General features: G+C 46.5%; 29 protein-coding genes and 1 pseudogene. 11 read left to right on the forward strand and 19 right to left on the reverse strand.

Features of this window, described 5'->3' with window-relative positions; genetic code table 11:
* Positions 1 to 5 precede the first annotated feature (5 nt).
* Complete coding sequence (locus tag P7F88_RS12590; protein ID WP_277825200.1) at positions 6 to 1,697, forward strand: ABC transporter ATP-binding protein; 1,692 nt, start codon at positions 6 to 8, stop codon at positions 1,695 to 1,697.
* Positions 1,694 to 2,545 (forward strand): energy-coupling factor transporter transmembrane component T family protein, encoded by an 852-nt coding sequence (locus P7F88_RS12595; RefSeq protein ID WP_277825201.1) that lies wholly within the window; start codon positions 1,694 to 1,696, stop codon positions 2,543 to 2,545. Before P7F88_RS12590 ends, P7F88_RS12595 begins: the two co-directional genes overlap by 4 nt.
* 22 nt (positions 2,546 to 2,567) lie before the next feature.
* Here P7F88_RS12595 and P7F88_RS12600 read toward each other — a convergent pair whose 3' ends face one another.
* The 13 genes from P7F88_RS12600 to P7F88_RS12660 all read right to left on the reverse strand — a co-directional run bounded on the left by P7F88_RS12600 (position 2,568) and on the right by P7F88_RS12660 (position 11,948).
* A complete protein-coding gene (locus P7F88_RS12600) occupies positions 2,568 to 2,834 on the reverse strand; it encodes a hypothetical protein (RefSeq protein ID WP_277825203.1) in 267 nt (88 codons plus the stop codon).
* Between the two features lie 395 nt (positions 2,835 to 3,229).
* Complete coding sequence (locus P7F88_RS12605) at positions 3,230 to 3,496, reverse strand: hypothetical protein (protein ID WP_239921222.1); 267 nt, start codon at positions 3,494 to 3,496, stop codon at positions 3,230 to 3,232.
* A gap of 88 nt (positions 3,497 to 3,584) precedes the next feature.
* The gene (locus tag P7F88_RS12610; RefSeq protein ID WP_277825205.1) at positions 3,585 to 3,989 is read right to left on the reverse strand and encodes a hypothetical protein; all 405 of its coding nucleotides are present in this window, start codon (positions 3,987 to 3,989) and stop codon (positions 3,585 to 3,587) included.
* A 103-nt stretch (positions 3,990 to 4,092) separates the two neighbouring features.
* The gene (locus tag P7F88_RS12615) at positions 4,093 to 4,272 is read right to left on the reverse strand and encodes a hypothetical protein (RefSeq protein ID WP_277825207.1); all 180 of its coding nucleotides are present in this window, start codon (positions 4,270 to 4,272) and stop codon (positions 4,093 to 4,095) included.
* Positions 4,273 to 4,396: 124 nt separating this feature from the next.
* Complete coding sequence (locus tag P7F88_RS12620) at positions 4,397 to 4,786, reverse strand: hypothetical protein (protein ID WP_277825209.1); 390 nt, start codon at positions 4,784 to 4,786, stop codon at positions 4,397 to 4,399.
* 47 nt (positions 4,787 to 4,833) lie between these two features.
* Positions 4,834 to 5,565 (reverse strand): hypothetical protein, encoded by a 732-nt coding sequence (locus tag P7F88_RS12625; protein ID WP_277825211.1) that lies wholly within the window; start codon positions 5,563 to 5,565, stop codon positions 4,834 to 4,836.
* Positions 5,565 to 5,858 carry a hypothetical protein gene (locus P7F88_RS12630; RefSeq protein ID WP_277825213.1) on the reverse strand — a complete coding sequence of 98 codons (294 nt, stop codon included), beginning with the start codon at positions 5,856 to 5,858 and terminating at the stop codon, positions 5,565 to 5,567. The genes P7F88_RS12625 and P7F88_RS12630 overlap by 1 nt, the downstream gene beginning before the upstream one ends.
* A gap of 359 nt (positions 5,859 to 6,217) precedes the next feature.
* Positions 6,218 to 8,611 carry a phage NrS-1 polymerase family protein gene (locus tag P7F88_RS12635; RefSeq protein WP_277825215.1) on the reverse strand — a complete coding sequence of 798 codons (2,394 nt, stop codon included), beginning with the start codon at positions 8,609 to 8,611 and terminating at the stop codon, positions 6,218 to 6,220.
* Complete coding sequence (locus P7F88_RS12640; protein ID WP_277825216.1) at positions 8,611 to 8,805, reverse strand: hypothetical protein; 195 nt, start codon at positions 8,803 to 8,805, stop codon at positions 8,611 to 8,613. Before P7F88_RS12640 ends, P7F88_RS12635 begins: the two co-directional genes overlap by 1 nt.
* Before the next feature lie 54 nt (positions 8,806 to 8,859).
* On the reverse strand, positions 8,860 to 9,057 hold the full coding sequence (locus P7F88_RS12645; protein ID WP_239921216.1) for a helix-turn-helix transcriptional regulator: 198 nt from the start codon (positions 9,055 to 9,057) through the stop codon (positions 8,860 to 8,862).
* A gap of 100 nt (positions 9,058 to 9,157) precedes the next feature.
* Positions 9,158 to 9,604, reverse strand: coding sequence for a hypothetical protein (locus P7F88_RS12650; RefSeq protein ID WP_277825218.1), 447 nt, complete (start codon positions 9,602 to 9,604; stop codon positions 9,158 to 9,160).
* Position 9,605: 1 nt separating this feature from the next.
* Positions 9,606 to 10,883, reverse strand: a complete 1,278-nt coding sequence (locus P7F88_RS12655) for a tyrosine-type recombinase/integrase (RefSeq protein ID WP_277825220.1) — start codon at positions 10,881 to 10,883, stop codon at positions 9,606 to 9,608.
* A gap of 198 nt (positions 10,884 to 11,081) precedes the next feature.
* Positions 11,082 to 11,948, reverse strand: coding sequence for a YicC/YloC family endoribonuclease (locus tag P7F88_RS12660; protein ID WP_277825222.1), 867 nt, complete (start codon positions 11,946 to 11,948; stop codon positions 11,082 to 11,084).
* A 180-nt stretch (positions 11,949 to 12,128) separates the two neighbouring features.
* On the opposite strand from P7F88_RS12660, the gene rph reads away from it, so the two are divergent.
* Both rph and pyrE read left to right on the forward strand, forming a co-directional pair.
* Positions 12,129 to 12,845: a ribonuclease PH gene (gene rph, locus P7F88_RS12665; protein ID WP_277825224.1), complete on the forward strand. Its 717-nt coding sequence runs from the start codon at positions 12,129 to 12,131 to the stop codon at positions 12,843 to 12,845.
* Positions 12,846 to 13,048: 203 nt separating this feature from the next.
* Positions 13,049 to 13,690: an orotate phosphoribosyltransferase gene (pyrE, locus tag P7F88_RS12670; RefSeq protein WP_277825226.1), complete on the forward strand. Its 642-nt coding sequence runs from the start codon at positions 13,049 to 13,051 to the stop codon at positions 13,688 to 13,690.
* 152 nt (positions 13,691 to 13,842) lie between these two features.
* On the opposite strand, the gene lpxM is transcribed toward pyrE, so the two are convergent.
* The 5 genes and pseudogenes from lpxM to coaBC all read right to left on the reverse strand — a co-directional run bounded on the left by lpxM (position 13,843) and on the right by coaBC (position 18,184).
* Entirely contained in the window at positions 13,843 to 14,826 is a 984-nt protein-coding gene (lpxM, locus tag P7F88_RS12675) for a lauroyl-Kdo(2)-lipid IV(A) myristoyltransferase (protein WP_277825228.1), read from the reverse strand.
* 15 nt (positions 14,827 to 14,841) lie between these two features.
* Positions 14,842 to 15,782 (reverse strand): annotated as a pseudogene (gene lpxL / locus P7F88_RS12680) (LpxL/LpxP family Kdo(2)-lipid IV(A) lauroyl/palmitoleoyl acyltransferase).
* Between the two features lie 4 nt (positions 15,783 to 15,786).
* Positions 15,787 to 16,377 (reverse strand): nucleoid occlusion factor SlmA, encoded by a 591-nt coding sequence (gene slmA, locus P7F88_RS12685; RefSeq protein ID WP_277825230.1) that lies wholly within the window; start codon positions 16,375 to 16,377, stop codon positions 15,787 to 15,789.
* Between the two features lie 91 nt (positions 16,378 to 16,468).
* Positions 16,469 to 16,924 (reverse strand): dUTP diphosphatase, encoded by a 456-nt coding sequence (dut, locus tag P7F88_RS12690; RefSeq protein WP_277825232.1) that lies wholly within the window; start codon positions 16,922 to 16,924, stop codon positions 16,469 to 16,471.
* A gap of 18 nt (positions 16,925 to 16,942) precedes the next feature.
* Positions 16,943 to 18,184 (reverse strand): bifunctional phosphopantothenoylcysteine decarboxylase/phosphopantothenate--cysteine ligase CoaBC, encoded by a 1,242-nt coding sequence (gene coaBC / locus P7F88_RS12695; RefSeq protein WP_277825234.1) that lies wholly within the window; start codon positions 18,182 to 18,184, stop codon positions 16,943 to 16,945.
* A 254-nt stretch (positions 18,185 to 18,438) separates the two neighbouring features.
* Between coaBC and P7F88_RS12700 the strand changes: the two genes are divergently transcribed.
* The 7 genes from P7F88_RS12700 to mutM all read left to right on the forward strand — a co-directional run bounded on the left by P7F88_RS12700 (position 18,439) and on the right by mutM (position 23,491).
* Positions 18,439 to 20,112, forward strand: coding sequence for a methyl-accepting chemotaxis protein (locus P7F88_RS12700; protein ID WP_277825236.1), 1,674 nt, complete (start codon positions 18,439 to 18,441; stop codon positions 20,110 to 20,112).
* 96 nt (positions 20,113 to 20,208) lie between these two features.
* Positions 20,209 to 20,883, forward strand: a complete 675-nt coding sequence (gene radC, locus P7F88_RS12705; protein WP_277825238.1) for a RadC family protein — start codon at positions 20,209 to 20,211, stop codon at positions 20,881 to 20,883.
* 47 nt (positions 20,884 to 20,930) lie between these two features.
* Positions 20,931 to 21,278, forward strand: a complete 348-nt coding sequence (locus tag P7F88_RS12710) for a four helix bundle protein (RefSeq protein ID WP_277825240.1) — start codon at positions 20,931 to 20,933, stop codon at positions 21,276 to 21,278.
* A gap of 348 nt (positions 21,279 to 21,626) precedes the next feature.
* Positions 21,627 to 21,863 carry a 50S ribosomal protein L28 gene (gene rpmB / locus P7F88_RS12715; RefSeq protein WP_021704597.1) on the forward strand — a complete coding sequence of 79 codons (237 nt, stop codon included), beginning with the start codon at positions 21,627 to 21,629 and terminating at the stop codon, positions 21,861 to 21,863.
* Between the two features lie 13 nt (positions 21,864 to 21,876).
* The gene (gene rpmG / locus P7F88_RS12720; protein ID WP_004405486.1) at positions 21,877 to 22,044 is read left to right on the forward strand and encodes a 50S ribosomal protein L33; all 168 of its coding nucleotides are present in this window, start codon (positions 21,877 to 21,879) and stop codon (positions 22,042 to 22,044) included.
* A 122-nt stretch (positions 22,045 to 22,166) separates the two neighbouring features.
* Positions 22,167 to 22,640 carry a hypothetical protein gene (locus P7F88_RS12725; RefSeq protein WP_277825242.1) on the forward strand — a complete coding sequence of 158 codons (474 nt, stop codon included), beginning with the start codon at positions 22,167 to 22,169 and terminating at the stop codon, positions 22,638 to 22,640.
* A gap of 38 nt (positions 22,641 to 22,678) precedes the next feature.
* The gene (mutM, locus tag P7F88_RS12730; RefSeq protein ID WP_277825244.1) at positions 22,679 to 23,491 is read left to right on the forward strand and encodes a bifunctional DNA-formamidopyrimidine glycosylase/DNA-(apurinic or apyrimidinic site) lyase; all 813 of its coding nucleotides are present in this window, start codon (positions 22,679 to 22,681) and stop codon (positions 23,489 to 23,491) included.
* Here mutM and coaD read toward each other — a convergent pair.
* Positions 23,463 to 23,975: a pantetheine-phosphate adenylyltransferase gene (gene coaD, locus P7F88_RS12735; protein ID WP_277825246.1), complete on the reverse strand. Its 513-nt coding sequence runs from the start codon at positions 23,973 to 23,975 to the stop codon at positions 23,463 to 23,465. The two genes, mutM and coaD, sit on opposite strands and share 29 nt — an antisense overlap.
* Positions 23,976 to 24,036 lie beyond the last annotated feature (61 nt).

Raw genomic sequence — 24,036 nt, forward strand, 5'->3', positions numbered from 1 at the left:
CATTAATGACTATCGAGTTTTCTGACTTTTCCTTTCAGTACGACTCTCTTGAAAAGCCTACGTTAACCAACATTAACCTTCGTATCGAGAAGGGAGAAAAGGTGGTTATCGTAGGTCCAAGCGGAAGTGGTAAATCTACGTTAGGACAGTGTCTTAATGGGTTAATTCCTCACTCTAAAAAGGGAACGATTACCGGCTCTCTTACGATAGGGGATCATGATGCCCTGAAGTTTGAGATGAACGATTACACTGAAAAAGTCGGAACAGTACTTCAGGATACAGACAATCAGTTTGTTGGGCTGAGTATCGGCGAAGATATCGCCTTCGCTTTGGAGAATCAGCTGGTCAACAATATTGATATGTATCCAACCGTTAAAGCTACCGCTTCTATGGTTGATCTACAGGGTATGCTTGAACATTCTCCCCATGAGTTATCTGGAGGTCAGAAGCAGAGAGTATCATTAGCCGGTATATTGGTTGATGATGTTGATGTGCTGTTGTTTGACGAGCCACTTGCAGCACTGGATCCTAAAACCAGTCAGAAAACCATCGATATCATAGATAAGCTTCATTCTGAAAGCGGCAAGACAGTCATTATTATCGAACACAGGCTAGAAGACGTTCTATATAGAAATGTCGACAGAGTGATATTGATTGATAAAGGCAGTATTGTGGCTGATATGTCACCGGATGAAATACTGGTGTCTCCAATCCTGAAAAAGCACGGTATCAGAGAGCCTCTTTACCTATCTGCACTAAAAGCAGCGGGCTGCGAGGTGTGCACAGACGACAATCCATCTAAGCTGTCAGATATGCCGATTGCCTCTTTTAGAGAGCCGGTTAACCAGTGGTATAGAGAATCGGAAGGTGCCAAAGATCAACACAATAACAATGTCTTACTGGATATCAACTCGTTGTCTTACTCTTATGATGGCGAAACTAAGGCTTTAGATGATATTAGCTTTACAGTTAATCGTGGCGAAGTGATTTCCATCCTAGGCAAAAATGGTTCTGGAAAATCAACACTAACCAAACTCATTATGGGTGTTGTAGAGGCTGACTCGGGCTCAGTAAAAATTGATGGTGAAGATTTATCTGAACTCTCTATTTTTGAGCGCAGCCAAAAAGTGGGTGTTGTTATGCAAAACCCCAATCACATGATTTCACACCATATGATTTTTGATGAGATTGCCTTTGGTTTGCGTAACAGAGGTGTCGATGAAACTAAAGTCAAAGATAAAGTTGAAGCTGTACTCGAACTTTGTGGTTTAAGAAAATACCGCAACTGGCCAATTGAAGCTCTGAGCTACGGTCAGAAAAAGCGTGTAACTATTGCTTCTATTCTGGTTCTTGAGCCGGAAATATTAATATTAGATGAACCAACGGCTGGTCAGGACTATTTTAACTACACTTCGATGATGCGCTTTGTTCAAAAGTTAAATGAAGAACTTGGCATCACGGTCATCATCATTTCACACGATATGCACCTGGTATTGGAGTACACCACTCGTTCAATTGTCTTCTCTGATAGCAAATTGATAGCTGATGCCCCTATGACTGAAGTATTTTCTCAGCCTGATTTACTGGAAAGTGCCAATCTTGCGACGACAAGCCTTTATCAACTAGCGATGCATATGGGAATTCAGGACACCAATGGCTTTATGCAGCACTTTATAGGGCAGGAGAAAGTGGCGTGAAGGCATCAAAGATAACATTTGGCATCAACTATATTGATACTGGCTCTCCGCTACATAAGTTAAATGGCATAACTAAGTTTGCTTTGTTTATAGCCTGGACAACCGTTGTCCTTACAACGTTTGATTTAAGGCTTATAGTAGGATTGCTGACAACAGGGCTGTTGCTCCTTAAACTTTCCGCTATTCCATTTAGAATATATAAGCCGTTATTGATCGCGACAGGTGGCGTTCTATTACTTAACGCTTTCTTTATTTATCTGCTAGCACCGGGGCAAGGGACGGAATACCTGGGGAGTGAAACAGTATTGCTGACGCTGCCTTATGGGTACTCAATTACTCAGGAAACGATTTTCTATTTGATAACGGTGACACTGAAGTATTTCAGCACGTTCCCGATTGCACTCGTGTTTGTTTTTACCACTCATCCAACCGAGTTTGCCGCCAGTTTGAATAAACTAGGCGTGCCATACAAAATATCTTATGCAGTAAGCCTGACCTTGCGTTATTTACCAGAAATAAAGAAAGACTTCGTAAATATCATGCATGCTCAACAAGCCAGAGGAATTGAGCTTTCTAAAAAAGCACCGTTCTTTGAAAGGGTGAAGAGTATAGTAAGGATCCTTGGTCCATTGATTTTTTCAAGTTTGGACAAGGCGGATGATATTTCCAATGCCATGACTCTGCGTGGGTTTGGTCGACATGATAAACGAACCTGGTATAGCTTAAAGCCGATCAGAAGAGTAGACGTAGCCTGCCTGGTGTTTATTTTTATCGTTGTCGCACTAGCGATAACTAAACGAGTGGTGGAAGAACAGCTATTCTGGTATCCCTTTAGTATTGATGTGTAATGCCTCAGTTCCTGCTGAGGCATCATGCAGCAACATCAAGAACCCTTTCTAAATTGAGTAAGTCAGAAAGTGTTAGGCGCGACTTTTCTCTTGTATATTTCTTTTCTGGGGCGTGCTGTAGTAAGCCTAAACCACTTTCATAAATCCAGGGCCATTTGTACTCTTCTGGCTTTAGATTTCCGTGTAATCCTACTTTTGCACAAAGTTCGAAATAGAGAGCTCGGCACTCACCCAGGTCATTCTTTATGTAGCTGCTCTTGAGAATATTAATTAGTGTCGTGTGGTTCATTTATTATTGTTCTGATGCATGTTTGTTGTTTTGTTTATTTTCGGTATGAGTCGATTGTTAATGTCATGCTGAGGTCAAAATAAGTCCTGAGCACCTCGAAAAAAGCAAAAAAATAGCCTCGTGAATCCGAGGCTATTTTGCAATAAACTTTAGTTTGATTTTTTACTCAATGTTCTGAATTTGCTCATTGGTTGCTTGTTGCTGATCCCTTTTATAGTAAGGGGTTGCGGGTTCTTGTTGTCGTTACGCTATATTATCTGTCACCAACTCTGTCACCGTTTTTTCTAACCGTAACGCACTTTTTAATAAATATAGAATTATTCTACATTACGTAAAAAAGCGAGACTACCGCCTCGCTTCGTTATCGTCGTTTAGTGTAATACCACCATAGCCGCCTACGGTTTCGCATATTGCCTCCAATGTGGCCGCAATCGTTCGATCATGGCTGTATAGTCCAGGTCCACCAACTCGCAATACTCCTTGCAGATTGGCGAACGCTCTAGCCAAAACTGGGCGCGCTCCTGGTCGTCCTGCTTAACTTTCTTTCGTCCTTCTCCGCCTAGACTCTCAACAACTGCCAGTAGGATCACTTCCACAAATAGTTGTCGCTCTGGGCTAACGTCGGCTACTTCGCGAATCGCCTCTAGCTCTACCGCTTCCATAAAGCCCCCAGGGAATAGCCGTAAAGTATGCCTATCGTCGCGTAAATGGCGGCCAGGCTATAAAGCTCGATAAGGTTTAGTGTGACAGTCATACGCCCCCCGCTAGCGTTCGTAGCTGGTCTAGCGTCCGCTCTACGTAGTCGGTACGGTCCGCACGTTCACCGGCCGGGATTCGATCCGACGCAAAGCCCAAATAGAAAAGGTTATCCGCCACACTTTTAACCAGGTGGGGTACTTCCACGGTTAAAGATTGCTCTAGTCGGCGTAGCTCTGCGGACCGGCTCCGAATGTACTCGGCTAGTTCCTGTTTTCCGTTACCTTGTGGACGTCCTACCGACGCGCCCCGGTTTAGATACTTAATAGCGGCGGGGTGATCGGCGTCTATTCCGCCCTCGGTCATTGCTTCACGTAGTACCGACTTAGAAACTTTGGTTATAGCCGCCGGCGATACGCCCGCTAGCCGCGCAAACTCCGCTTTAGATACGACACTCATAATCTGTTTACTCCTTGAACAAAAGTTACTGTTTGTGCGAGGCCTGCGGGGCAAATCAAACGGTGCGGACCCGCCCCCGGTCGTCCACAGAACCTAAAAGTTTTCAGCCCGCTAGCCGCTTCGCTGCCTGTTCGTAGCGGTGGGCTTTCGCTTCTACAACTTGAGGCGGGCGCTTTGTTTCGACGGCTTCGTCCAGGGCGTCGCGGGTGTCCTGTATCTCTGCGTAAACGTCGTTAAGCTCTGCTTCATCTTCTGCCGGTGTGCCGCTTCGGACTGCTTCCACGGCTTCGGCTACTGCGTCGTAATAGCGGGCGGTGTCTAGGTGAGATAGGGCGCGGTTTCTTTCCTGCGCTCTACCTTCCTCTAAGATCGCTAGATATAGCTCCGGCGATTCCGCTAGTAGTTCCTCAAGTGTCATAACGAACCCCCAGGCGCTTCTCGATAGCGGCGACTACCTGGTCGCTTTGATTGTCGTTTTTTGCATCTGAGAGGGTCATAGCTAGATAGTTCGCTTTCGCTGTCTCGTTGAACGGCGCCCCTTCGCGTACACACTGGGCGGCGAACTTCATACGATCATTGCTAAACGTCGTCGGTAGTGTTGCTAGGATGCGCTCGCGCTCCTGGGTGACTCCTAGCGAGATACATTCAGCGTAAAGCCCTGGGTAACTCTGCTTTAAGTCGGCTACGGTTTGCGGGCCATTAGGTAGCGCTCGGCTTGATGTGGCCGCACGTGGTAGGGCGCCATTACGGCGGGCGATTTCGTAAAGTCCTGGGTTGGTGGTTTTAAGGTCGCTCATTGTTAGATCTCCAAAAGGCCCGCCATTAAGACGGGCGTAATTAGTGGTTAATATTCGTCGTCGGCGTTAAGGTCGATAACGCGGCTAGCGTTGCGTAAATCCGCTTGATAGTGATCGCCCGGTTTCATCGTTTCGCGTCGGCGTTTATTGGCTAGGTTCTCGGCGCATAGTTGGCTACACGTTTCGGCGGTGTCGTCGGTGTAGGTCTTATGCTCTTTGCCACAGAAAGCACACGTACGCGACGAGATAGGGCGGTCCGCGTAACCTTCGGCTAATCGAGAGATTAAGCCGTCAGTGTTCGATAGTTCGCGGGTAACTGCGCCAGGCGTTACGGTTAGTTCGTCGTGTAGTGAGTTAATGCGGTGGATCTCTGCCTGTAGCGATTTGCGTTCGTCTTTCAACAAATCGAAAACGCGGTTATCAGTTAGCCCGATATTTTCAGCATTAAATACCTGTCCACGCTGCCACAGAACATTAGCTAGCTTGTCGGCTAGGGCGTTCGCTTCTGCGGTTAGCTTGCTATGCTGCTCGATAGCCTGGCGGCTGCTTTTCGCTACTGCCTGTAGGTAGACTTTGCGCTCTTTGGCTTTTGCTTCACTCTCGGCCGCTTCTAGGCGGTCACGCTCTGCCGTTTCGGCTTCGTCTAGCATTGCTAGCTTTTCACGTAATACCGCACGTTCGCGGGCTACTGCGTCTAGGTCGTCGGCGCCTTTGGCTGTTAGTTTGCTTAGGGCTGCGGTTACGCTTTCGCGTACTTTCTTGATTTCTGGTAGCTTCATTATTTCTGTCCTTGTTCAATTTTGACTAAGTTGTCGATCATCATTAGGTCTTTACAAAGCCCTGATAGCTCGACGGCGTTAAATACGTGTTCTTTTCCAGGCTCCAGCTTGTCGGCGGCGGCCTGTAGAAAATTCGAAAGGTTGAGGGCGTGGTCTATGCCGTAATGCTCCCCGTTTTGCTTTAGAACTTCGGCCATTACTTCGAGTGCATCCCGTGGGTAGGTGACTACATCGTCCGCGCCTAAAGCTGCTATTGCTCGCTGCATTTCTGCTAGCTGGCTGTTTATGCTCATTGGCTTATCTCCGGTTGTTTGTGGCGCGCTAACTGGGCCGGTTTGTTGCTACCTGTAAGTGACGGGGGCGTCATTTACGGGTTAGCGTTAAATTTCTTACTTTTTCGGGCCGTTTGGGTCCGAGTGTCCATTTGCTTAAATATGTATTGGACCGGTTCTAGCCCTTGTCCTGTAAGGGTTTGGGCTACTTTGTCCGCACCCGTCCAATTGTTTTGACTTTACCGCCAGTTCTCCGCGTAGCCGCCACAGTGGCCGGCCGCTACGTAGCCGCTAGCTACTACATACCCCCTCTCTTTATTTATTACTTTTAACTATTAATTAGTTGGACAGTTGGACAAAGAGAGGGGGAAAGCTAGTAATTACGGGGGCTTCGGGCTGTCCGAGAAAATGGACTTAGCTCGGACGCTTCCGCTATTTGGACTTGTGGCCGCTTCATCGTGTGAACGCTCCCAATGATTACGGACGGCGTCGGCGGTCGTTACCTGGGCCGCTAAACTTCCACGCTTGGCGTAAACTCGGCGACGCTTACCCGCAATAGTTACCTTGCCTTGAGATACTTCTAGCGCCGGGTGTCTTATGTAACCCAGGTTCGCAAGTACGCCGGCCACTTTCTGCGGGCTGAGTTTCTTCCCGTTGGCGTTTAGGTGGTCTTTTGCTACGGTCGTACATACTAGGCCGCCACGGAACCCCCATTCTTCAAGTTCGATTGCTTCCTGGATAATCTGCTCGGCTACTCCCAGGCTAGAGCGTACGGCCTCGGCGGTGCTGCTGGTGTTCGGTGCGCGCCCCATAACATCGACGGTTACGGATCTTGTCGCCAGGTATTCGGCCACGTGAGCATAGCCGCCACGCTCTAGCCAGTTGTAAAGGTCTGCAAAGTAGCCGCCGCTCATATTGTCGCGGGCCAGGTCTGCGGCTTCTTGCTGGGCGGTATAGAACACACAATAACGGCGGTCGTTCTCGGTCTTGAGTACCGCGTCTTTATGGTTTGAAAACATAATGAAGTTAGCGCGGTTGTCGCCGGTTCTCTGGTCCTGGCCTTTGCCGTGGATTTCTAGCCGCTTGTTAGTGATCATCGGTTTTAGTGTGTCTGCTACTTCCTGGCGGCCCGCCGTGTGTAGCTCCTCAATGCCGATCACTAGCTTTTGTTCAATCCAGGCGTTAAACGGGTTTGTTATTTCCGCCGCGTTCGGTAGGTGGGCGTAGCGCTCGCCTAGAGCGTATGCCAGTACATGATAGAAAACGGTCTTTCCGTTACCTTCGGCCCCTTGCAATACGACACACCATTGAAATTTAGCGCCCGGTTGTTGAACGCAAGCGGCCAGGTACGAAAGGAATATTTCGCGGTCGCTTTCACTTGGTAATAGTCGCTCTACGTGGCCTAGAAACGGCGCAACCTCCCCGGCTTTACGTTCTCCCATAGCGGGGACGTAGACGTTAACCAGGCGGCGGCCGCTTTCTGTAACGATCTGCCCGGTTGCCAATTCTGGGCGAAACATAGCGCCATGCGCCCACGGGTAATTAACGCTCTGCGATTCGGTGAACGCTTCCCAGGCTTTACGCGTGGTTTTGCCTTCGGTATTCAGTACAAAGTCATAGCCGCCGTATATAGCGTTAAATTGTTCGGGTTTTAGCTGATCCCCTTCGGGCGTGAATACGCGGTGACGGTCGAGCATATAAACGCAACCGGCGAACCGTTCGGCCTGTTGTGTTGCGGCTAATAGCTGGTGGCCTGTTCTATACGTAATAGCTTCGACTGGGCTGTTGATAGCTTCCACGGGTTTAATGTGGCCGCTATAGACGTTAGCGCATTGTTGCGCCGCACTGGTGATCGTGCGGATAAGGTAGTCTTCTCGCTGCCACTTATCGCGTACTAACCCGGATTGCCACATTAGCGACTTGATACGCTCGCAATTGCGCCCTGTCCAAAATGCTAGATGCTGGGCGAGAGCGGCATCGGCTCGGCTAGCATTGTAAGCTCGGTTTTCGTCGGGGTATGCCTTGGTTAGTTCGTCTTCGTCGGCTTCCCACAGTTGGCGAACGGTAGCGGCGCCACCGAAAGCGCTACGACTACTAGGGTTAGTCGCTAGCATTTTTTCGATTAGTTCGTCGTCGCTTTCTGGGCCGCTCCACTCTGGCGACGGTTCGGTCGTCCATTCTGCGGCGGTTTCCGTTCCTGGCGCGGTAGGTTTGAAGTATGCGGCCACAATTCCCGGCAATGCTGCGCTACAATCGGTAGCGGCGTTACCCGTGGCGTTAATGCCGGTTAGCGCTACAAATCGGCCCTCGGTGTAGAATTCGAGTTTAAGGCGCTCGTTTTTACAAGCGTGTTGGGGTGCCGTACCTTTGCCGAAAATGTGTAAGCCTTGCCCGCTTTGCGAGATCTCAACGGCTGCACCTGTTAAACGGCTTACAAGATCCATAGCTACCGGGGACCACTCGCGGTTAGGCTCTAAACAGTGGTCAATATCGACAAAGAAAAACGGGTCCGATACAGTGAAAACAAAACCGATCCCATATTCGGAACCATACGCGGCGGCGGTGTTTAGTGCTTCCTCTGCGGTCATCCATGCGCCGGCGTCGTGCGCGTTGCTTACTTTCGCGGTGCGGTAGTCGACCGGTAATTTAACCGTCTTGCCGTCACGCTGGGCTGTTTTCCATAGAATAAATTGAGGGTGTTCAGCCAATGGCACAAAAGGGCCGTCTCTGAGCGCTGCGGCTAATGGTGCTAGCGGTAGGGGTAATTCCTGCATTAGAAAGCCCTCCCGCTATTACGCAATCTAGCGCCTCGCTCGACGTCTTTACGTACGCGTGGGATTGTTTTCCCATACATACGGGCGATTCGTCCCGCGTGGCCTGTTGGTAGTCTGCGGCCGCCTAATGGTAGGTTTTCTACTGCCTGGCGGATCGCTTCGTTATAGCCGCCTTTTCGTTTATTATTGGTCATGTGAGTTATCTCCGGTCCGGTGCCCGCTTCGGCGGGTTTCTTTTTATCTGCGGGTCACATAGCCGCGTGTTGGTTAAGCCATGCGTGATAAGCGGATTCGAGATAGCCCAGGACGCGCCCGTCAATTTCTACAACTGCGGGTAGTTTGCCTTCCTGAGAAAGTCGCCATTCGGTAGTTCGTGAAATGCCGGTTAGTTCGCGGAATTGAGCGCGGCTAATAATTCGGTCGGGGTTCTTTGATTGGGTATTCATAACGCACCTGTTTACTGTTGTTTCTGTATGGTGCGTATTGTTGCTTGCTGATCTGTACGGAAAGGAGAGGGGGCAATCCAGAACGCCCCCGAAAGGTAGGTTATTGCTTGCGGATAGCGGCCTCTACTAGCTGGCACACTTCTAATTCTTGTTCCTGGTATTTAGTCCAATAGTCGTCGGCTGTCGACTTGCCGATCCCCTGTTCTTTTGCTGCGGTTTTAATCGCTTTTGTTTGGCTGTCGCCCGCTTCGATTAGCCCCGCTATACGGCTAACCGTGGCCCAATATGGCGCTTTGCTGCGCCGGTGGTTAGTTTGTAGTCCCGTTCCGCTAGCAAGTGCGCTAACTGCGCCTTTCTGGTCGCCTGCTTTGGCCTTCGTGGCTGCATCGTATAAGGCGGGGGCTAACGTCATAGCGAGCGGCAAGGGTAGCGGTTTACCTTGTGCGATATAGTCGGCGGCTAGCTCCAAAAATTCGCCGGCACATTCGACGCTTACGTTTTTGCTATCGACTACTTCACCCGCTAACCCCATTTTTGATAAGTCCATATTACGCCCCCTTTCTAAAGCTAGTTACATTCGCCATAGGGTTAATAATTGGCGCTAACTGATCCGCTATCTTTTGTAGTGCTTCGCGGCGTTCGTCTAGGTAGTCGTAACGGTCGTAAATGCCCTCTACGCCTTTTAGTTTATGGTTTAGGCATCGTTCCGCTACGTGTCCAGGGACGCCCGCGTCGGCTAGTAGCGTTCGGCAAGTTCGGCGCAAGTCGTGGATCGTAAAGTGTTCGATACCCGCGTCGCCTAGTTTGTTCTCTGGTGGCTTTCCTGGGCGGACCTTTAAGCCGAATAATTTAGCTAGTGCATGGTTTAACGTATCTGGGCTAATGTGGCCGAATCGCTTACTAGCGCGTCGGTTAGGGAATACAAACTCTGAACCACACGCCCGTAAATGTAATTCTTCTAGCCACTCTACGGCCACACTTGAAAGCGGTACGCTGATCGGCGCGCCCGTTTTGCTTCGTTCTTCCGGTAGGTTCCATAGGCCCGCGTCTATATCGAACTCGCTCCACTTAGCGGCGATTAGTTCGCCTTTTCGAACGCCTAGCGTTAACAAAAGGGCCGTTGCTAAATAGTTCTCGCGGGTAAACTGGTTCGCGTTCTCTCTCAATACCTGGAAAACGGTTGCCAGTTCTTCGATTGTTAAAGCGCGGCTTCGGCTTTTCTCTACGCCTCCGGCATGGTGAACCGTGAAAGCATCGGCTGGGTTAGAAGTCATTAGGTTTAGGCGGATACCGTGGCGGAATAGCTGTTTGCAATACATAAGCGCATCGTTTGCAATCGTTGGGCGGTCGCTGGTGGCGATCTGCTCAATGGCGGCGCGTATATCTATCGGGCTTACACGGTCTAGCGATAGCTCCCCGAAAACGGGCGCTAGGTCATTTTGATACACGCGGCGGGGTATTCCTGGGTGCTTTAGGCGCTTTTCTATGTCGTTGGTTAGCCAGTCGGCGGCCAGGTCGTTAACTGTCTTTATCTTTACGCTGTCGGGCCGCTTCTTCTCTGCTAGCGGGTCGATACCTTCCTTAACGTCTGCCTTTAGTTGGGCCGTGGCTGCGGCTGCTTGAGCTAGTGACAGCTCGCCCGGCTTGGTTCCGTATCGGCCTAAAGTGATCTCGCGGCGTTTTCCGTTGGTTGTGTAGCGGCACACCCAAAAGCCGGTTCCTTCGTTGCTTACACGAAAGTAAAGCCCGTTACCGGCTGCGAATCGCCCCGGCTCGCTTTTGCGTAGTAGTGATTTGACTTGTTTGTCGTTTAGTTTCGCGGCCATGCTGCCCCCTCTGCTTCGTTAAGTGGTGACAGAAAGCCGATTTCTAGCGTTTTTATCATGTGTCAGATTTTTATGTCACCAATTCTGTCACCACTATTCTTAAACATAGCGGACAGATTGTAAACAGTGAGAAACTAAAAAGCCCCTATATACGGGGCTTTGTGTGCGTTTTGGAATGTCTGGAAACGTCAAGAAAAATCATTCAATATTCTGAATTTGCTCACGCATCTGCTCGATAAGAACCTTGAGCTCAACACCAGAAGCTGTGATATCTGTACTGATAGATTTTGAAGCTAGGGTGTTAGATTCACGGTTAAACTCTTGCATCATAAAATCCAGACGACGTCCGCAGGCACCACCTTTCTTCAGGATGTTGGTTGCTTCTTTTACGTGAGAATCTAGGCGATCCAGTTCTTCAGCAACATCGACTTTTTGTGCCAGAAGTATCAGCTCCTGTTCTACGCGGCTTGCTTCCAGCTCAATTTTCGCTTCTTCAAATTTGGTAATAATACGTTCGCGTTGCCACTCAAGAATCTCTGGCATACGAGCGCGTACTTTTACCACTTCGTCAGTGATAGCAGACAAGCGCTGCTCAATTAGCGCTTTCATGTTTTCACCTTCACGACCGCGAGCGTCGATAAAGTCCTGTACAGCTTCATCAAAAGCACTAAGCAGGTCTTTATTGACCACGTCCATATCCTGCTCAGGTGTTTCCATTACACCAGGCCAATTCATTACCTGGAATGGATTAACACGGCTTAACTCGCCAGTCATATGCATAACCTGATTTGCCGCATCGATAACCTGATTAGCAAGTGACTCATTGATCGTTAGTTTGCCAGTTGCAGCTGGGTTTGCTTCAAAGCGAAGGTGACACTCAACCTTACCGCGTGCCAGGCGTTTACGAAAACGCTCGCGCAAGATAGGCTCTAAACCACGGAACTGCTCTGGAAGACGGAAGTATGTTTCCAGGTAGCGTTGGTTAACGGAACGAATTTCCCAGACTGCAGTACCCCAGTCACCTTTCACTTCTTTGCGCGCGTAGGCGGTCATGCTGTAAATCATTACAATACCTTTATAGACACTGGCTAGTTCTGCCAGCACAAGAAAATAAATTTATAATTGCCATAATGTTAGCACACAATTGACTTCATATGGTTTGAAATCAGCTCTAGCTCTATGAACAAATATCGAATTCCTATATAATTCTCCGCCAATTATGAGACCCCATACTAGGAAATTTCCATGCGTCCAAATGACAGAAGTCCTGAACAAGTTCGTCCGATTAAAATGACCCGAAACTATACAGCTTATGCTGAGGGCTCTGTATTAGTGGAATTTGGTAATACCAAAGTGCTTTGTAACGCAACGGTGGAAGAGAATGTGCCTCGCTGGTTGAAAGGTCAGGGCAAAGGTTGGGTTACAGCAGAATACGGTATGCTGCCAAGAGCAACGCATTCACGCAACCGTCGTGAAGCAACAAGTGGCAAGCAAGGCGGGCGTACTATGGAAATCCAGCGTCTGATTGCTCGTAGCCTGCGTGCTGTAGTTGATCTGGAAGCCATGGGTGAAATCATGGTTACTGTTGACTGTGACGTTATTCAGGCTGACGGCGGTACACGTACTGCTTCTATTAGTGGTGCAAGTGTGGCGATGGCTGACGCGTTCCAATATCTGGTAAATGAAGGCAAGCTAAAAGCTAACCCAATGAAAGGCCACGTTGCTGCAGTATCTGTGGGTATTGTTGAAGGTGAAGCACTGTGTGACCTGGAATATGTTGAAGATTCAGCAGCTGACACGGATATGAACGTAGTGATGACTGAAGAAGGCAAGATGATCGAGATTCAGGGAACAGCGGAAGGCGAACCGTTTAGTCATGAAGAGCTGATGGACTTGCTGGCTCTGGCGAAAAAAGGTATTGCCGACATCGTCGAAATTCAGAAGTCGTCGTTAGAAGATTAAGTTTTTAGATAGCTCCTTTTAAAGGGGCTATTTTTTTGACCAACCAAATGGTTGTCATTCCTGCGAAGGCAGGAATCTAAAATAATTTAGTATAGCTAGGTTAACTAGATCCCTGCCTTCGCAGGGATGACGTAAATGTTTAAATAAAACGTTTTTACTTAGTATTAATACTGTTGCTTAAGTTAAGAGTTTAGAGGAATAGCATGAAAGCATATCAGCGCGAGTTTATTGAATTTGCCTTAGAAAAAGAAGTGTTGAAATTTGGTGAGTTTACACTGAAGTCTGGACGTAAAAGCCCTTATTTCTTTAACGCTGGTCTGTTTAACACAGGTCGCGACTTAGCTCGTTTAGGTCGCTTTTACGCAGCTGCGCTTGCGGATTCAGGTATTAATTATGATGTGCTATTTGGCCCTGCGTATAAAGGTATTCCAATTGCGACGACAACGGCTGTTGCTCTGGCAGATCACCATGACACAGACACGCCTTACTGCTTTAACCGTAAAGAAGCGAAAGATCACGGTGAAGGCGGTAATCTTGTGGGTAGTCCGCTTGAAGGCCGAATCATGCTGGTTGATGACGTAATTACTGCTGGTACCGCGATTCGTGAATCTATGGAAATCATCAAAGCAAATGGAGCAGACCTTGCAGGTGTGCTTGTAGCGATTGACCGCCAGGAAAAAGGTAAAGGTGAGCTTTCTGCGATTCAGGAAGTGGAGCGTGACTTTGGTTGTGCAGTGATTTCTATCGTAAGCCTGACCGATCTGATTACTTATCTGGAAGAGAAGGGTGGCAATACTGAACACCTTGACGCGGTAAAGGCATATCGTGCTGAGTACGGTATCTAATCGGTTACTATTTTGGTGAAATAATAAATCCAAATATCGTCATTCCCGCACTAGCCGTGCGCCTTGGCGGGAATCTAATCAAATCACGATCAAAACATTAAATAGATCCCTGCTTTCGCAGGGATGACGAAATTTTCCGTATTATCTTTACTTTAAGAACGGTAAATATCTTTACCATCTCTTTGTGTTTCAAGCAGGTAAAGGTTCCACATATACTGCTCAGGTCTTTCCATCAATAGCTCTTCGATAGCCTGATTCATTCTTCTTGCATCCAGTTCTTCATCACCGGTTGGGAAGTCTTCGAGCGCTGGCAGAATATGAACCTCATATTTGCCTGTTTTGTCGTTATATGCAGGAAGGATTGGAACAACCTTAGCGCGGGATAGTTTTGCCATCTTGCCAAAGCCTTTCAGGGTTGCTTTTTCAGTTCCAAAGAACGGAACAAATACCGAGTTCTGAGGGCCGTGATCCTCATCGGGTAACCAATAGCCAACATAGCCTTCTTTGATCGAACGAATAAATGGTTTGATACCGGCACTTCTTGCAAAGATACGACCGCCATACTGCATGCGCTGAACGTGCATTAACCAGTCACCGATAGGGTTGTTTTGTGGCTTCATTATGGTGGCTATTTTATAGCCTTGAGCTGCCAGCATAATCGCCGGGTAGTCGACCGCCCAGGCATGAGGCGCAAGAATAATAACCTTCTCACCTCTATCCAGATGAGGAATTATGTTCTCCTCACCAATCATTACGCCACGGTTCTGATTGTGCTTCGTGGAGCGGACTAGCAGTTCTGAGTAGCCCAACATAAATTGAGCAGCTTTGGCAAAGCAGTCATCAATGATCTTCTGGATCTCAGCTTCACTTTTTTCAGGGAAGCACAAGCTTAGATTAATTCTTGCTCTTTTCACTACACGGGGATTTTTTTTCACTATCTGCTTTGATAGTGAAGCAGCAATGGAGTCCCGAATTCTGGGGGGAATATAAGCCAGAATGACAGAAAACAGGATACCTAACCACGTTAGCCAGTGTTTAGGATGCAAAAACGCCCACTTAAAAGTGGGCTTGTATAAATAGTTATCAACACTGCTGTTTTTAGCACTGTTAGCGTTGTTATTACTTTTTTCCGCCATTCGGCTGTATACCTTTTATATATAGCGCTCGCCAGTTTTGGTTTCGTCTGGCATTGATTTAAAGCGTTTGTGTAGCCACATCCACTGATCCAGACCACGAAGTATCACCCTCTCCATGTATGTGTTCAGTAGTGTGGCTGCTGCAGTCATGTCTTTCAGTGGGTAATTCTGAATTGCCTCGTCCAGAATGATATCGTACTTACCTTTTTTGTTACGGAAGCCAGAACCAGTCATAATTTGACACTTGCTAGGAGCAGCAAGGATGCTTGGACCTGTAGTTGTACAAGTATCTTCAACACCGAAAAAAGGTACAAATACCGATTTGTTATGTCCATAATCATGGTCAGGAAGATAAAACAGACGTTCGCCTTTTCTTAGTACTCGAATCATCTCTTTTAAGTCACGACGATCTACCAAGCGGTTTCCACCATGACTGCGTCCCCAGTACTGGATAAAGTCGTACGCCGGATTAGTATGAGGTCGGTAAACACCATAGCCAGCGAGCCCAACTGTAGTAAAAGCGCGTGCAGTGATCTCAAGGTTGAGCGCGTGAACACAGCACAATAGAACCCCTTTTTTTCATTGTTGAACTGATTGATCTCAGTCATATCGTCGAAATTCAGGATTCGCTTAAAACGCCATGTTGGCCAGAACCAGGCGATGCCGGTTTCCATTAGCGCCATACCAGTATTTTTGAAGTTTTCGACCACAATGGTGCCAATTTCTTCTTTGCTCATATCAGGAAAAGCAAGCTCAAGGTTTCTTGTTGCGATCTGGACGCGTTTTTTTCCATATCGCATACCGAATTGGCCGAGCTTTCTGCCAGTATAAAGCAGAACCTTATAAGGCATGATATTGACAAATAATGCTAAAAAGCCAAATCCAAACCATACACCCCAATATTTAGGGTGAAGCAGTGCAATGGAAAAACTTGGTTTGATGCTTTTTTTACTCATAGTGTTACTGAATCTGTGCGCTTAAAAGTGCCCAATATTCCTCAAAGTTTTCTGTTGGTTGATACTTAAAGTCAGATCTTACAAAGCGGTTTAAGCTGCCCTCTACCTGACCTAAAAGCTGTGCGGCTAAGATGCTCTCATCTACCGGGAATGACTTCCCTTCTCTAAGCTTACGCTCACGAAGAATCTGTCTTAGCTGAGTTTCAATACGTTCAAACAGTTGGTTGATACGATCTCTCAGACGCTCATTTTCAAACATAAGAGCGTGCCCAGACATTATCCGGCTTAGGCCAGGGTTTCTTTCAGCAAAGGCTAAAAGTAGCTGTAGCACCATTCTTAATCTTTGAAGTGTATCTTTCTCTTCGTCCAGAATCCGATTGATACGAGTCATAATGGCATCTTCAATAAACTCTATAAGCCCTTCAAACATTCTGGCTTTGCTAGGGAAGTGGCGATACAGCGCAGCTTCAGACACTCCCACCTGTTTGGCGAGTTTTGCCGTAGTGATTCGGGATGCGCCTTCACTGGTCTCCAACATATGAGCGAGAGCCTGAAGAATCTCTTCACGACGGTTTGATTTTCTCGTGCCGGACATCTATCAATTCCTTTTTTATTTACTTCAACTGAGAGAATACATTTCTGCATTCTAACCAAGAGACAGAATAGTGCGTAGCTTTTTGTTTGTTTTACTGTTTACCAGAGTGACCGAAGCCACCTTCTCCGCGTTTAGTCGCATCGAAATCTTCAACAATATTGAACTCGGCCTGAACAACAGGAACAAATACCAATTGAGCAATACGGTCGCCAGCTTCAATGGTAAATGTTGTCTGGCCACGGTTCCAAACCGATACCATGAGTTGCCCCTGATAGTCTGAGTCGATAAGACCAACAAGATTACCAAGAACGATGCCGTGCTTATGGCCTAAACCTGAACGAGGAAGGATTGTTGCCGCAAGGTTTGGGTCTGCAATATGGATTGCCATACCGGTAGGTACAAGATGTGTTTCACCTGGCTCTACAGTTAGAGCATCATCCAGGCATGCTCTTAGGTCGATGCCGGCAGAGCCTTCTGTAGCATAAGTTGGTAGAGGAAACTCGTTACCAATACGAGCATCAAGAATTTTTAAATCAATTTGTTTCATTAACTGGTTTCCTGAAAATCAGTCTTCAATAAGTTCTAAAATTTTAATGAGAATGTCAGTCGCTAGACTATCTTTAGAGTTTAATGGCAGCGACTTTTCACCATCTTTCCAGTAGAGGTGGATAGCATTGTTGTTGCTGTTAAAGCCTTGTCCTTCAACAGAAACGTCATTTGCACAGATAAGATCCAGATTTTTCTTCTGAAGCTTACCCCGAGCATACTGTTCTACATCCTGGGTTTCTGCTGCAAAACCAACGGTAAAAGGTCGGTTCTCTTCTAATGCTGCAACGGAGGCGACAATATCAGGGTTTTTTACCATTGCAATAGACATGGTGTCACTGTCGTCAGTTTTTTTGATTTTCTGCTCAGCAACATTTTCCGGGCGGTAATCAGCCACAGCGGCACACGCAATAAATATGTCTTTTTCTGGCGCTGTATTCATAACAGCTTCGAACATATCTTGTGCGGATTCGGTATCAATCCGAGTAACTTGATCTGGTGTTTGCAGATTAACTGGGCCACTAACAAGAGTTACATCAGCACCAAGTTGGGAAGCCGCCTGAGCTAATGCAAAGCCCATCTTGCCCGAACTATGGTTGGAAATGTATCTAACCGGGTCAATCGCTTCACGGGTTGGGCCTGCTGTAATAACAACTGATTTTCCGTTCAAAGGTTTTGGCTGAAAGAAGTTTTCACATAAACCAACCAGTTGCATTGGCTCCAGCATTCGGCCTTGACCAACATCACCGCAAGCCTGTTCACCTGCTCCTGGCCCCCAGATCTGCATTCCACGGCGCTTTAGTGTCGAGATATTTTCTTGTGTAGCAACGTTCTGGTACATCTGCTGATTCATCGCTGGTGCAACTGCTACAGGCGCTGGAGTTGCAAGAACTAATGTAGAAAGAAGATCATTACCCATCCCAGCAGATACACGTGCTATCAAGTCAGCAGTAGCGGGTGCCAGCACTACTAAATCAGCCCATTTGCCGAGTTCAATATGCCCCATTGAAGCTTCAGCCGCTGGGTCTAAAAGGCTATGAGAAACAGGCCTGCCAGAGACAGCCTGCATAGTAAGAGGTGTGATAAATTCTTTTGCTGCCTTAGTCATGACGACTTGTACTGTAGCGCCTCTTTCTGAGAGCCTGCGTGTCAATTCAGCACACTTATATGCAGCAATCCCACCACTAATTCCGAGCAGGATTTTTTTCCTTCTAATGTTTGCATTTTCAGTTTCTCCAAAATTCTGTGCAAACCATACCACAAATTGCTTGAACACCTTATGGAACTTTAAGAGTTCTAGTATTTGATTACTGGTTACGGCCTATAATTTCTATATATGTAAACTAAATTACATGCGCTAACAATATTTGTGAGCTGAATTCAAAACTTGTAAAAGCACTGTGAGTCCAGGCTCAAATCTATATCTTGTCAGTCGATATAATCGCCGAGGTTAGTTTTACGAAAATGGCCGTTAAAACAATAAAAACAAGGCCGGAACGATTTTGGAGAGACTTTATGAGCATTAAAAGCCGTGGGAAGCTGCTGTCTATTACTATTATTCCTTTGTTGCTTATTACTTTTTTGGTAACCGGGGTTTTTTATTGGAATGGGATAAATGATCTGGAAGAGCAGTTAACCCGCTATCAGAATGAGCTAATTGAGAACAAAAAAACGGAGTTGAAAGCCCATCTTCGAATGGGGCGCACCGCTATTAAAGCGCTCTACGACGCGGATAAGAATGGTGAAAATATTGAGGCGGCTAAAGTGATTCTTAGTAATATGCGTTTTGCTGATGATGGCTACTTTTTTGCCTACGATTCGAAGGGCGTAAACACCATGCACGCCATTAAGCCTCAACTTGTTGGCAAGAACCTTTACGGATTTAAAGATGAGAATGGTGTTCCTGTTATCGCGGGATTAATCGAGGCATCAACTAGAGGAGATGGGTTCTTAAACTTCTCCTGGCATAAACCTTCTATTGATGCATTAGCGCCTAAACTAGGTTACGCAGAACATATGCCTAAGTGGGACTGGGTGCTAGGAACGGGCGTATACATAGATGATATAGATGCCGCTGTGAATCAGTTTCGTCAGCAAAGAGAGTCTGAAATCTTTGCCGATACTCGCTCCGCCATTTTAATTTCTCTTATCGGTTTGGTGTTAACCGGTTTTGTCGTAAGTTTGCTTGTGAACAAGGGGCTAGTTCCACTGCAAAATATGTCAGAGAAGCTGAACGATATAGCAAAAGGTGGTGGTGATTTAACCAACAGACTGGAAGCTAAAGGCAATGATGAAGTTGCTGAGTTAGGACAGGCATTTAACACGCTGATGGATAAGATGCAGCCTCTTATGCGAGATGTACAGGAGAGTTCGGTAGCTGTTCTTCAGGCGGCAAAAGACCTGGATGGTCAAACTTCTCGTTCAAGCCAAACAATGCAGCACCATAGTCGCGAAACAGAAAAAGTTGTCGCAGCTGTTACGGAAATGGCGGCTACTTCAAGAGAAGTAGCAAACAATACTAACTCCACTTCAGAAGCGATTACCGACGCAAATGTTCAGATTCAGGATGCGAGAAGAGAAGTAACACAGGCAATAAACAGCCTGAACGAGTTGGTAGAAGAGGTGAATGTTACTTCAGGCGCTATAGAGTCTTTAAGCGAACAAACGAATCAAATCACGAGTGTTATTGAAGTAATCGGTGGCATTGCTGAGCAGACTAACCTTCTTGCACTAAACGCAGCTATTGAAGCAGCTCGTGCTGGTGAACAAGGTCGTGGTTTCGCAGTGGTAGCGGATGAAGTTCGCTCGTTGGCAAGCCGTACCCAGTCAAGCACAGAAGAGATCAATGAGATGCTGACGGCACTTCAGTCTGGCGTTAAAAAAGCTGTGACAACGATGGCGGCAAGTCAGGAGCGCGGTGGTAAGACAGTGGAGGACGCTTCGGTTATTCAGGATCGCTTAGCTGGTATCGAGACCGCAGTCGGTACTATCCACGATATGGGGATTCAGACGGCATCTGCTGCTGAAGAGCAGAGCGTGGTTGCTGAGGAGATAAACCAGAATCTGGTAGCTATTCAACAGATTGTGACCGAGCTTGATGAGGAGATGCAGCAAGCATCGCAAATCAGTTCTTCTCTGGCTGACTCTGGCTCTAAAGTTAATGAGCTAGCCGGACACTTTAAAGTTTAGTTTTAGACTGAAATTTTTATAAATCCCTTCGTAAAACATAAGTGACGTTTTGCATTTGTAAATCCTCCTTTGCCTACTAAGGCAAAGGAGGATTTTATGTCTATCAAATCACTGCCAAAAGAATCTCAACCCAGAGAGAAGCTTTTACATCGAGGCCCACAATCTCTTTCCGATGCGGAACTGTTAGCTATCTTTTTGCGTACTGGCATCCAGGGTATGAACGTTATTGAGTTGGCTAATTACCTGATAGAAGAGTTTGGCTCTCTAAGAGCGCTCTTTAACAGCTCTCAGGACGAGTTTTGCAAACATAAGGGTTTAGGTGAAGCTAAGTACGTTCAACTGCAAGCTGTGCTTGAAATGACGCAACGATACCTTGCTGAAACGCTCCAACGAAGCGATGCACTTTGTAGCCCCCAACAAACACGAATGTATCTATCAAACAAAATAAGAGATAAGCAGAGGGAAGTATTTCTGGCTCTGTTTCTGGATAACCAAAACAGGGTAATTTGCGATGAAACACTGTTTGAAGGAACCATAGATAGCGCTAGTGTATACCCACGAGAAGTAGTAAAGAGAGCATTAGCCAATAACGCTTCTTCATTGATCTTTGCTCACAATCATCCATCCGGTATTGCAGAGCCTAGTCAGGCTGATAAACGCATTACCACAAGGCTTATAGATGCGTTGGCTTTAGTTGATATAAAAGTTTTAGATCACTTTGTTATCGGGGACGGAGAAGTCGTTTCTTTTGCGGAGAGAGGGTTAATTTAGGTGACAGGTGACAGGTGACAGGTGACAGGTGACAGGTTGGGGGTGATATGAAGTTTGATAAATTGCAGGTATGGCAGGACAGCTTCGAACTATCTGTGTTGATACATAAAGAGTTAACGTCTTGCAGAGATTATGGGTTTTGTGATCAGTTGAGGCGTTCATCTGTTTCGATTCCATCCAATATCGCTGAGGGTATGGAAAGAGGAACAAATAAGGATTCAGTGCGATTTTTATTCTATGCAAAAGGCTCAACAGCGGAAGTGCTTACTCAGGTTCGTTTGGGAGTAAGATTTGGTTATATTGAGCAAGGTATTGCTGACAAAGTAGAGCTCGAGTGTATAAAGATCAGTAAGATGCTGACTTCATTAATTAAACACCGTCAAAAAACTGCTTAAAATGGGTAGGGAGAGTAGTTTTTTTGAGTCGTTAGTACCCATAACCCATAACCCGTAACCCGTAACCTCAAGAATAAAGCTATTTTCTTGTTGTCCAAAACGTGAAATCTGCTACAATCCGCGCACTATTTTTGAACACAAATTCAGCTCTGCTCAAAAAAGATCACGAAATCCTGTAAAAAGGATCTGTTCGGGTCTTGAGCTATGCACGTCAAGTTAGTATAATGCGCGACCTTTGATAGCCTTGTATGGGTTTCCATAACGGTTTTTACCTCCGTTCTTTTGAACAGATAAGAGGTTCGGCCACCAAGGTTGATATCGAGCTGAAACGATTTGGAGAAGACTTAAATGTCCCGAGTATGCCAAGTAACTGGTAAGCGTCCAGTAACGGGTAACAACCGTTCACACGCACGAAATGCTACAAAGCGTCGTTTTCTGCCGAACCTACAAACTCATCGTTTCTGGGTAGAGAGCGAAAAGCGCTTCGTTAAACTACGTCTAACTGCTAAGGGTATGCGTATCATCGACAAGAAAGGCATCGATGCTGTTCTTGCTGATATCCGTGCTCGTGGCGAGAACGTATAAGAGGAATTGAACAATGGCTAAAGGCATTCGTGAGAAAATCCGTCTAGTATCTTCTGCTGGTACTGGTCACTTCTACACAACTGACAAGAACAAGCGTAACATGCCAGGCAAATTCGAGATCAAGAAATTTGATCCTGTAGTTCGCAAGCACGTTATGTACAAAGAAGCAAAAATCAAGTAATTGATTTTACAGTTTCTCTAAAACCCAGCTTTTATAGCTGGGTTTTTTATTGCCTATTGAAAAACTCAGCGTTAATCTTTGACAGAAGGAAAGGTGAATAGAAGATAAGGATATAACAACTCGTGAAACTCTCTCGCCGTGGCTGGAACAACGTACTCATACTTGGCATCATGATCTTTATGGTTGCCCTCAATCTGCCTAATGTATTTAAAGCGGCCAGAGAAGACTCCGAGCAAATTCAGGAATATCCATTTTTAATTAACCCTCAGCAGTCACCTCTGGAACTTCATTTTTCCGATTGGTCTCTTACCAATGATGGTTCAGACTGGATCTCTTCAAAAGAGCTAACCGTTTCTACTCCTGATTTAATTCAACGCTGGACGAACCTGGTTGGTACAGAAGTGGATGATCCAACGTTTCAGCAACTGAAATCCCAGCTTAGTAGTGCCAACACCATCGAAGTCTGGTATCAGGGAGTCGAAGAACCACAAAGAGTCACTTACTATGAAACCCCCAATTTTTGGCTGATGCAGAACTGGCAGAGCAAATGGATTGCAGTTTCTGTTGAGAGTGAGTACTTGTTCCCGTTTAAATAAAAGTCTTTAGGTGAGTATTTTTATTAGTGAGAGTATAGATGCCTGAGTTACCGGAAGTCGAAGTCAGCAGAATGGGGATAACACCTCATCTTAAAAATCAAACGATCAAAGAGATCAGGATCAGACAGCCTAAGTTGCGCTGGATGATTCCGGTTGAGCTTTCTCAACTTTCTGGCAAGGTGATTTTGGATATCGAACGCAGAGCAAAATACCTGCTTGTTCGATTGGATTCAGGCTCCATTATTATCCACCTAGGTATGTCTGGCTCTTTACGGGTGCTGGATGAGAGTGTGGCAGCAGATAATCATGATCACGTTGATCTGGTGTTAGATAACGGGAAGTTGCTTCGATATAACGACCCTCGACGTTTTGGTGCATGGCTCTGGCAAGGCAATGATCAGCTTCATGAGCTTTTGGGACATTTGGGGCCAGAACCTCTGGAAGCTGACTTTACACCGGAATATATGCTTGAAAAGGCGAAGAATAAGCGATCGGTGATTAAGCAGTTTATAATGGACAACAAGATAGTTGTTGGTGTGGGTAATATCTACGCTAACGAATCTTTGTTCTCATCACGAATCCATCCTAAAACCCCAGCGGGCAAACTCACGCCAGAACAGTGGAAAGCCTTGGTTACAGAGATTAAGTTGATACTCGCTACGGCTATCAAGCAAGGTGGAACAACGCTTAAAGACTTTAATCAGGCTGATGGAAAGCCAGGTTATTTCGCTCAGGAACTGCAGGTTTATGGCAAGGCTGGAGAGCCCTGCCCGGTGTGTGGAACGGCAATAGAACAGCTGAAAATTGGACAGCGAAACAGCTTTATTTGTCCTGACTGTCAGCCTTTGTAGTTTTTTCCAATAACGCCTGATTTACCGCCGCCGGGACAAATTGAGTTACGTCGCCGCCATGAATTGCAGTTTCCCTGACAATGGTTGAAGAGATAAAGGCATGTTCTTCTGCAGGAGTCAGGAAAATACTTTCCAGACCCGGAGACAGACGACGGTACATATTGGTCAATCCAAACTCGTACTCAAAATCAACGGTAGTTCTTAATCCGCGGATTAGAAGGTGTGCATTCTCTTCTTTTACGAAGTTAACAAGTAGCCCGGAAAAGCCTTTTGCAGAAACATTTGGGATATGCGAAGTGACCTCTTTTGCAAGCTCAACACGTTCTTCCAGAGTAAACATGGTTCTTTTTGATGGGCTTGCAGCAACAGCAATCAGGACTTCATCAAACATTTGCGCTGCACGCTCAATTAAATCCAGGTGACCATTGGTAATTGGATCGAATGTTCCCGGATAAAGTACCTTAGTTATTTTCTTTTCAGTCACTGGAATATCTCTGTGTAGTTGCAGTTATCTCGCTAAATACTAACAAAAATACTCAAAATTA

Source organism: Vibrio hannami, from assembly GCF_029589055.1.
Lineage (GTDB): Bacteria > Pseudomonadota > Gammaproteobacteria > Enterobacterales > Vibrionaceae > Vibrio > Vibrio hannami.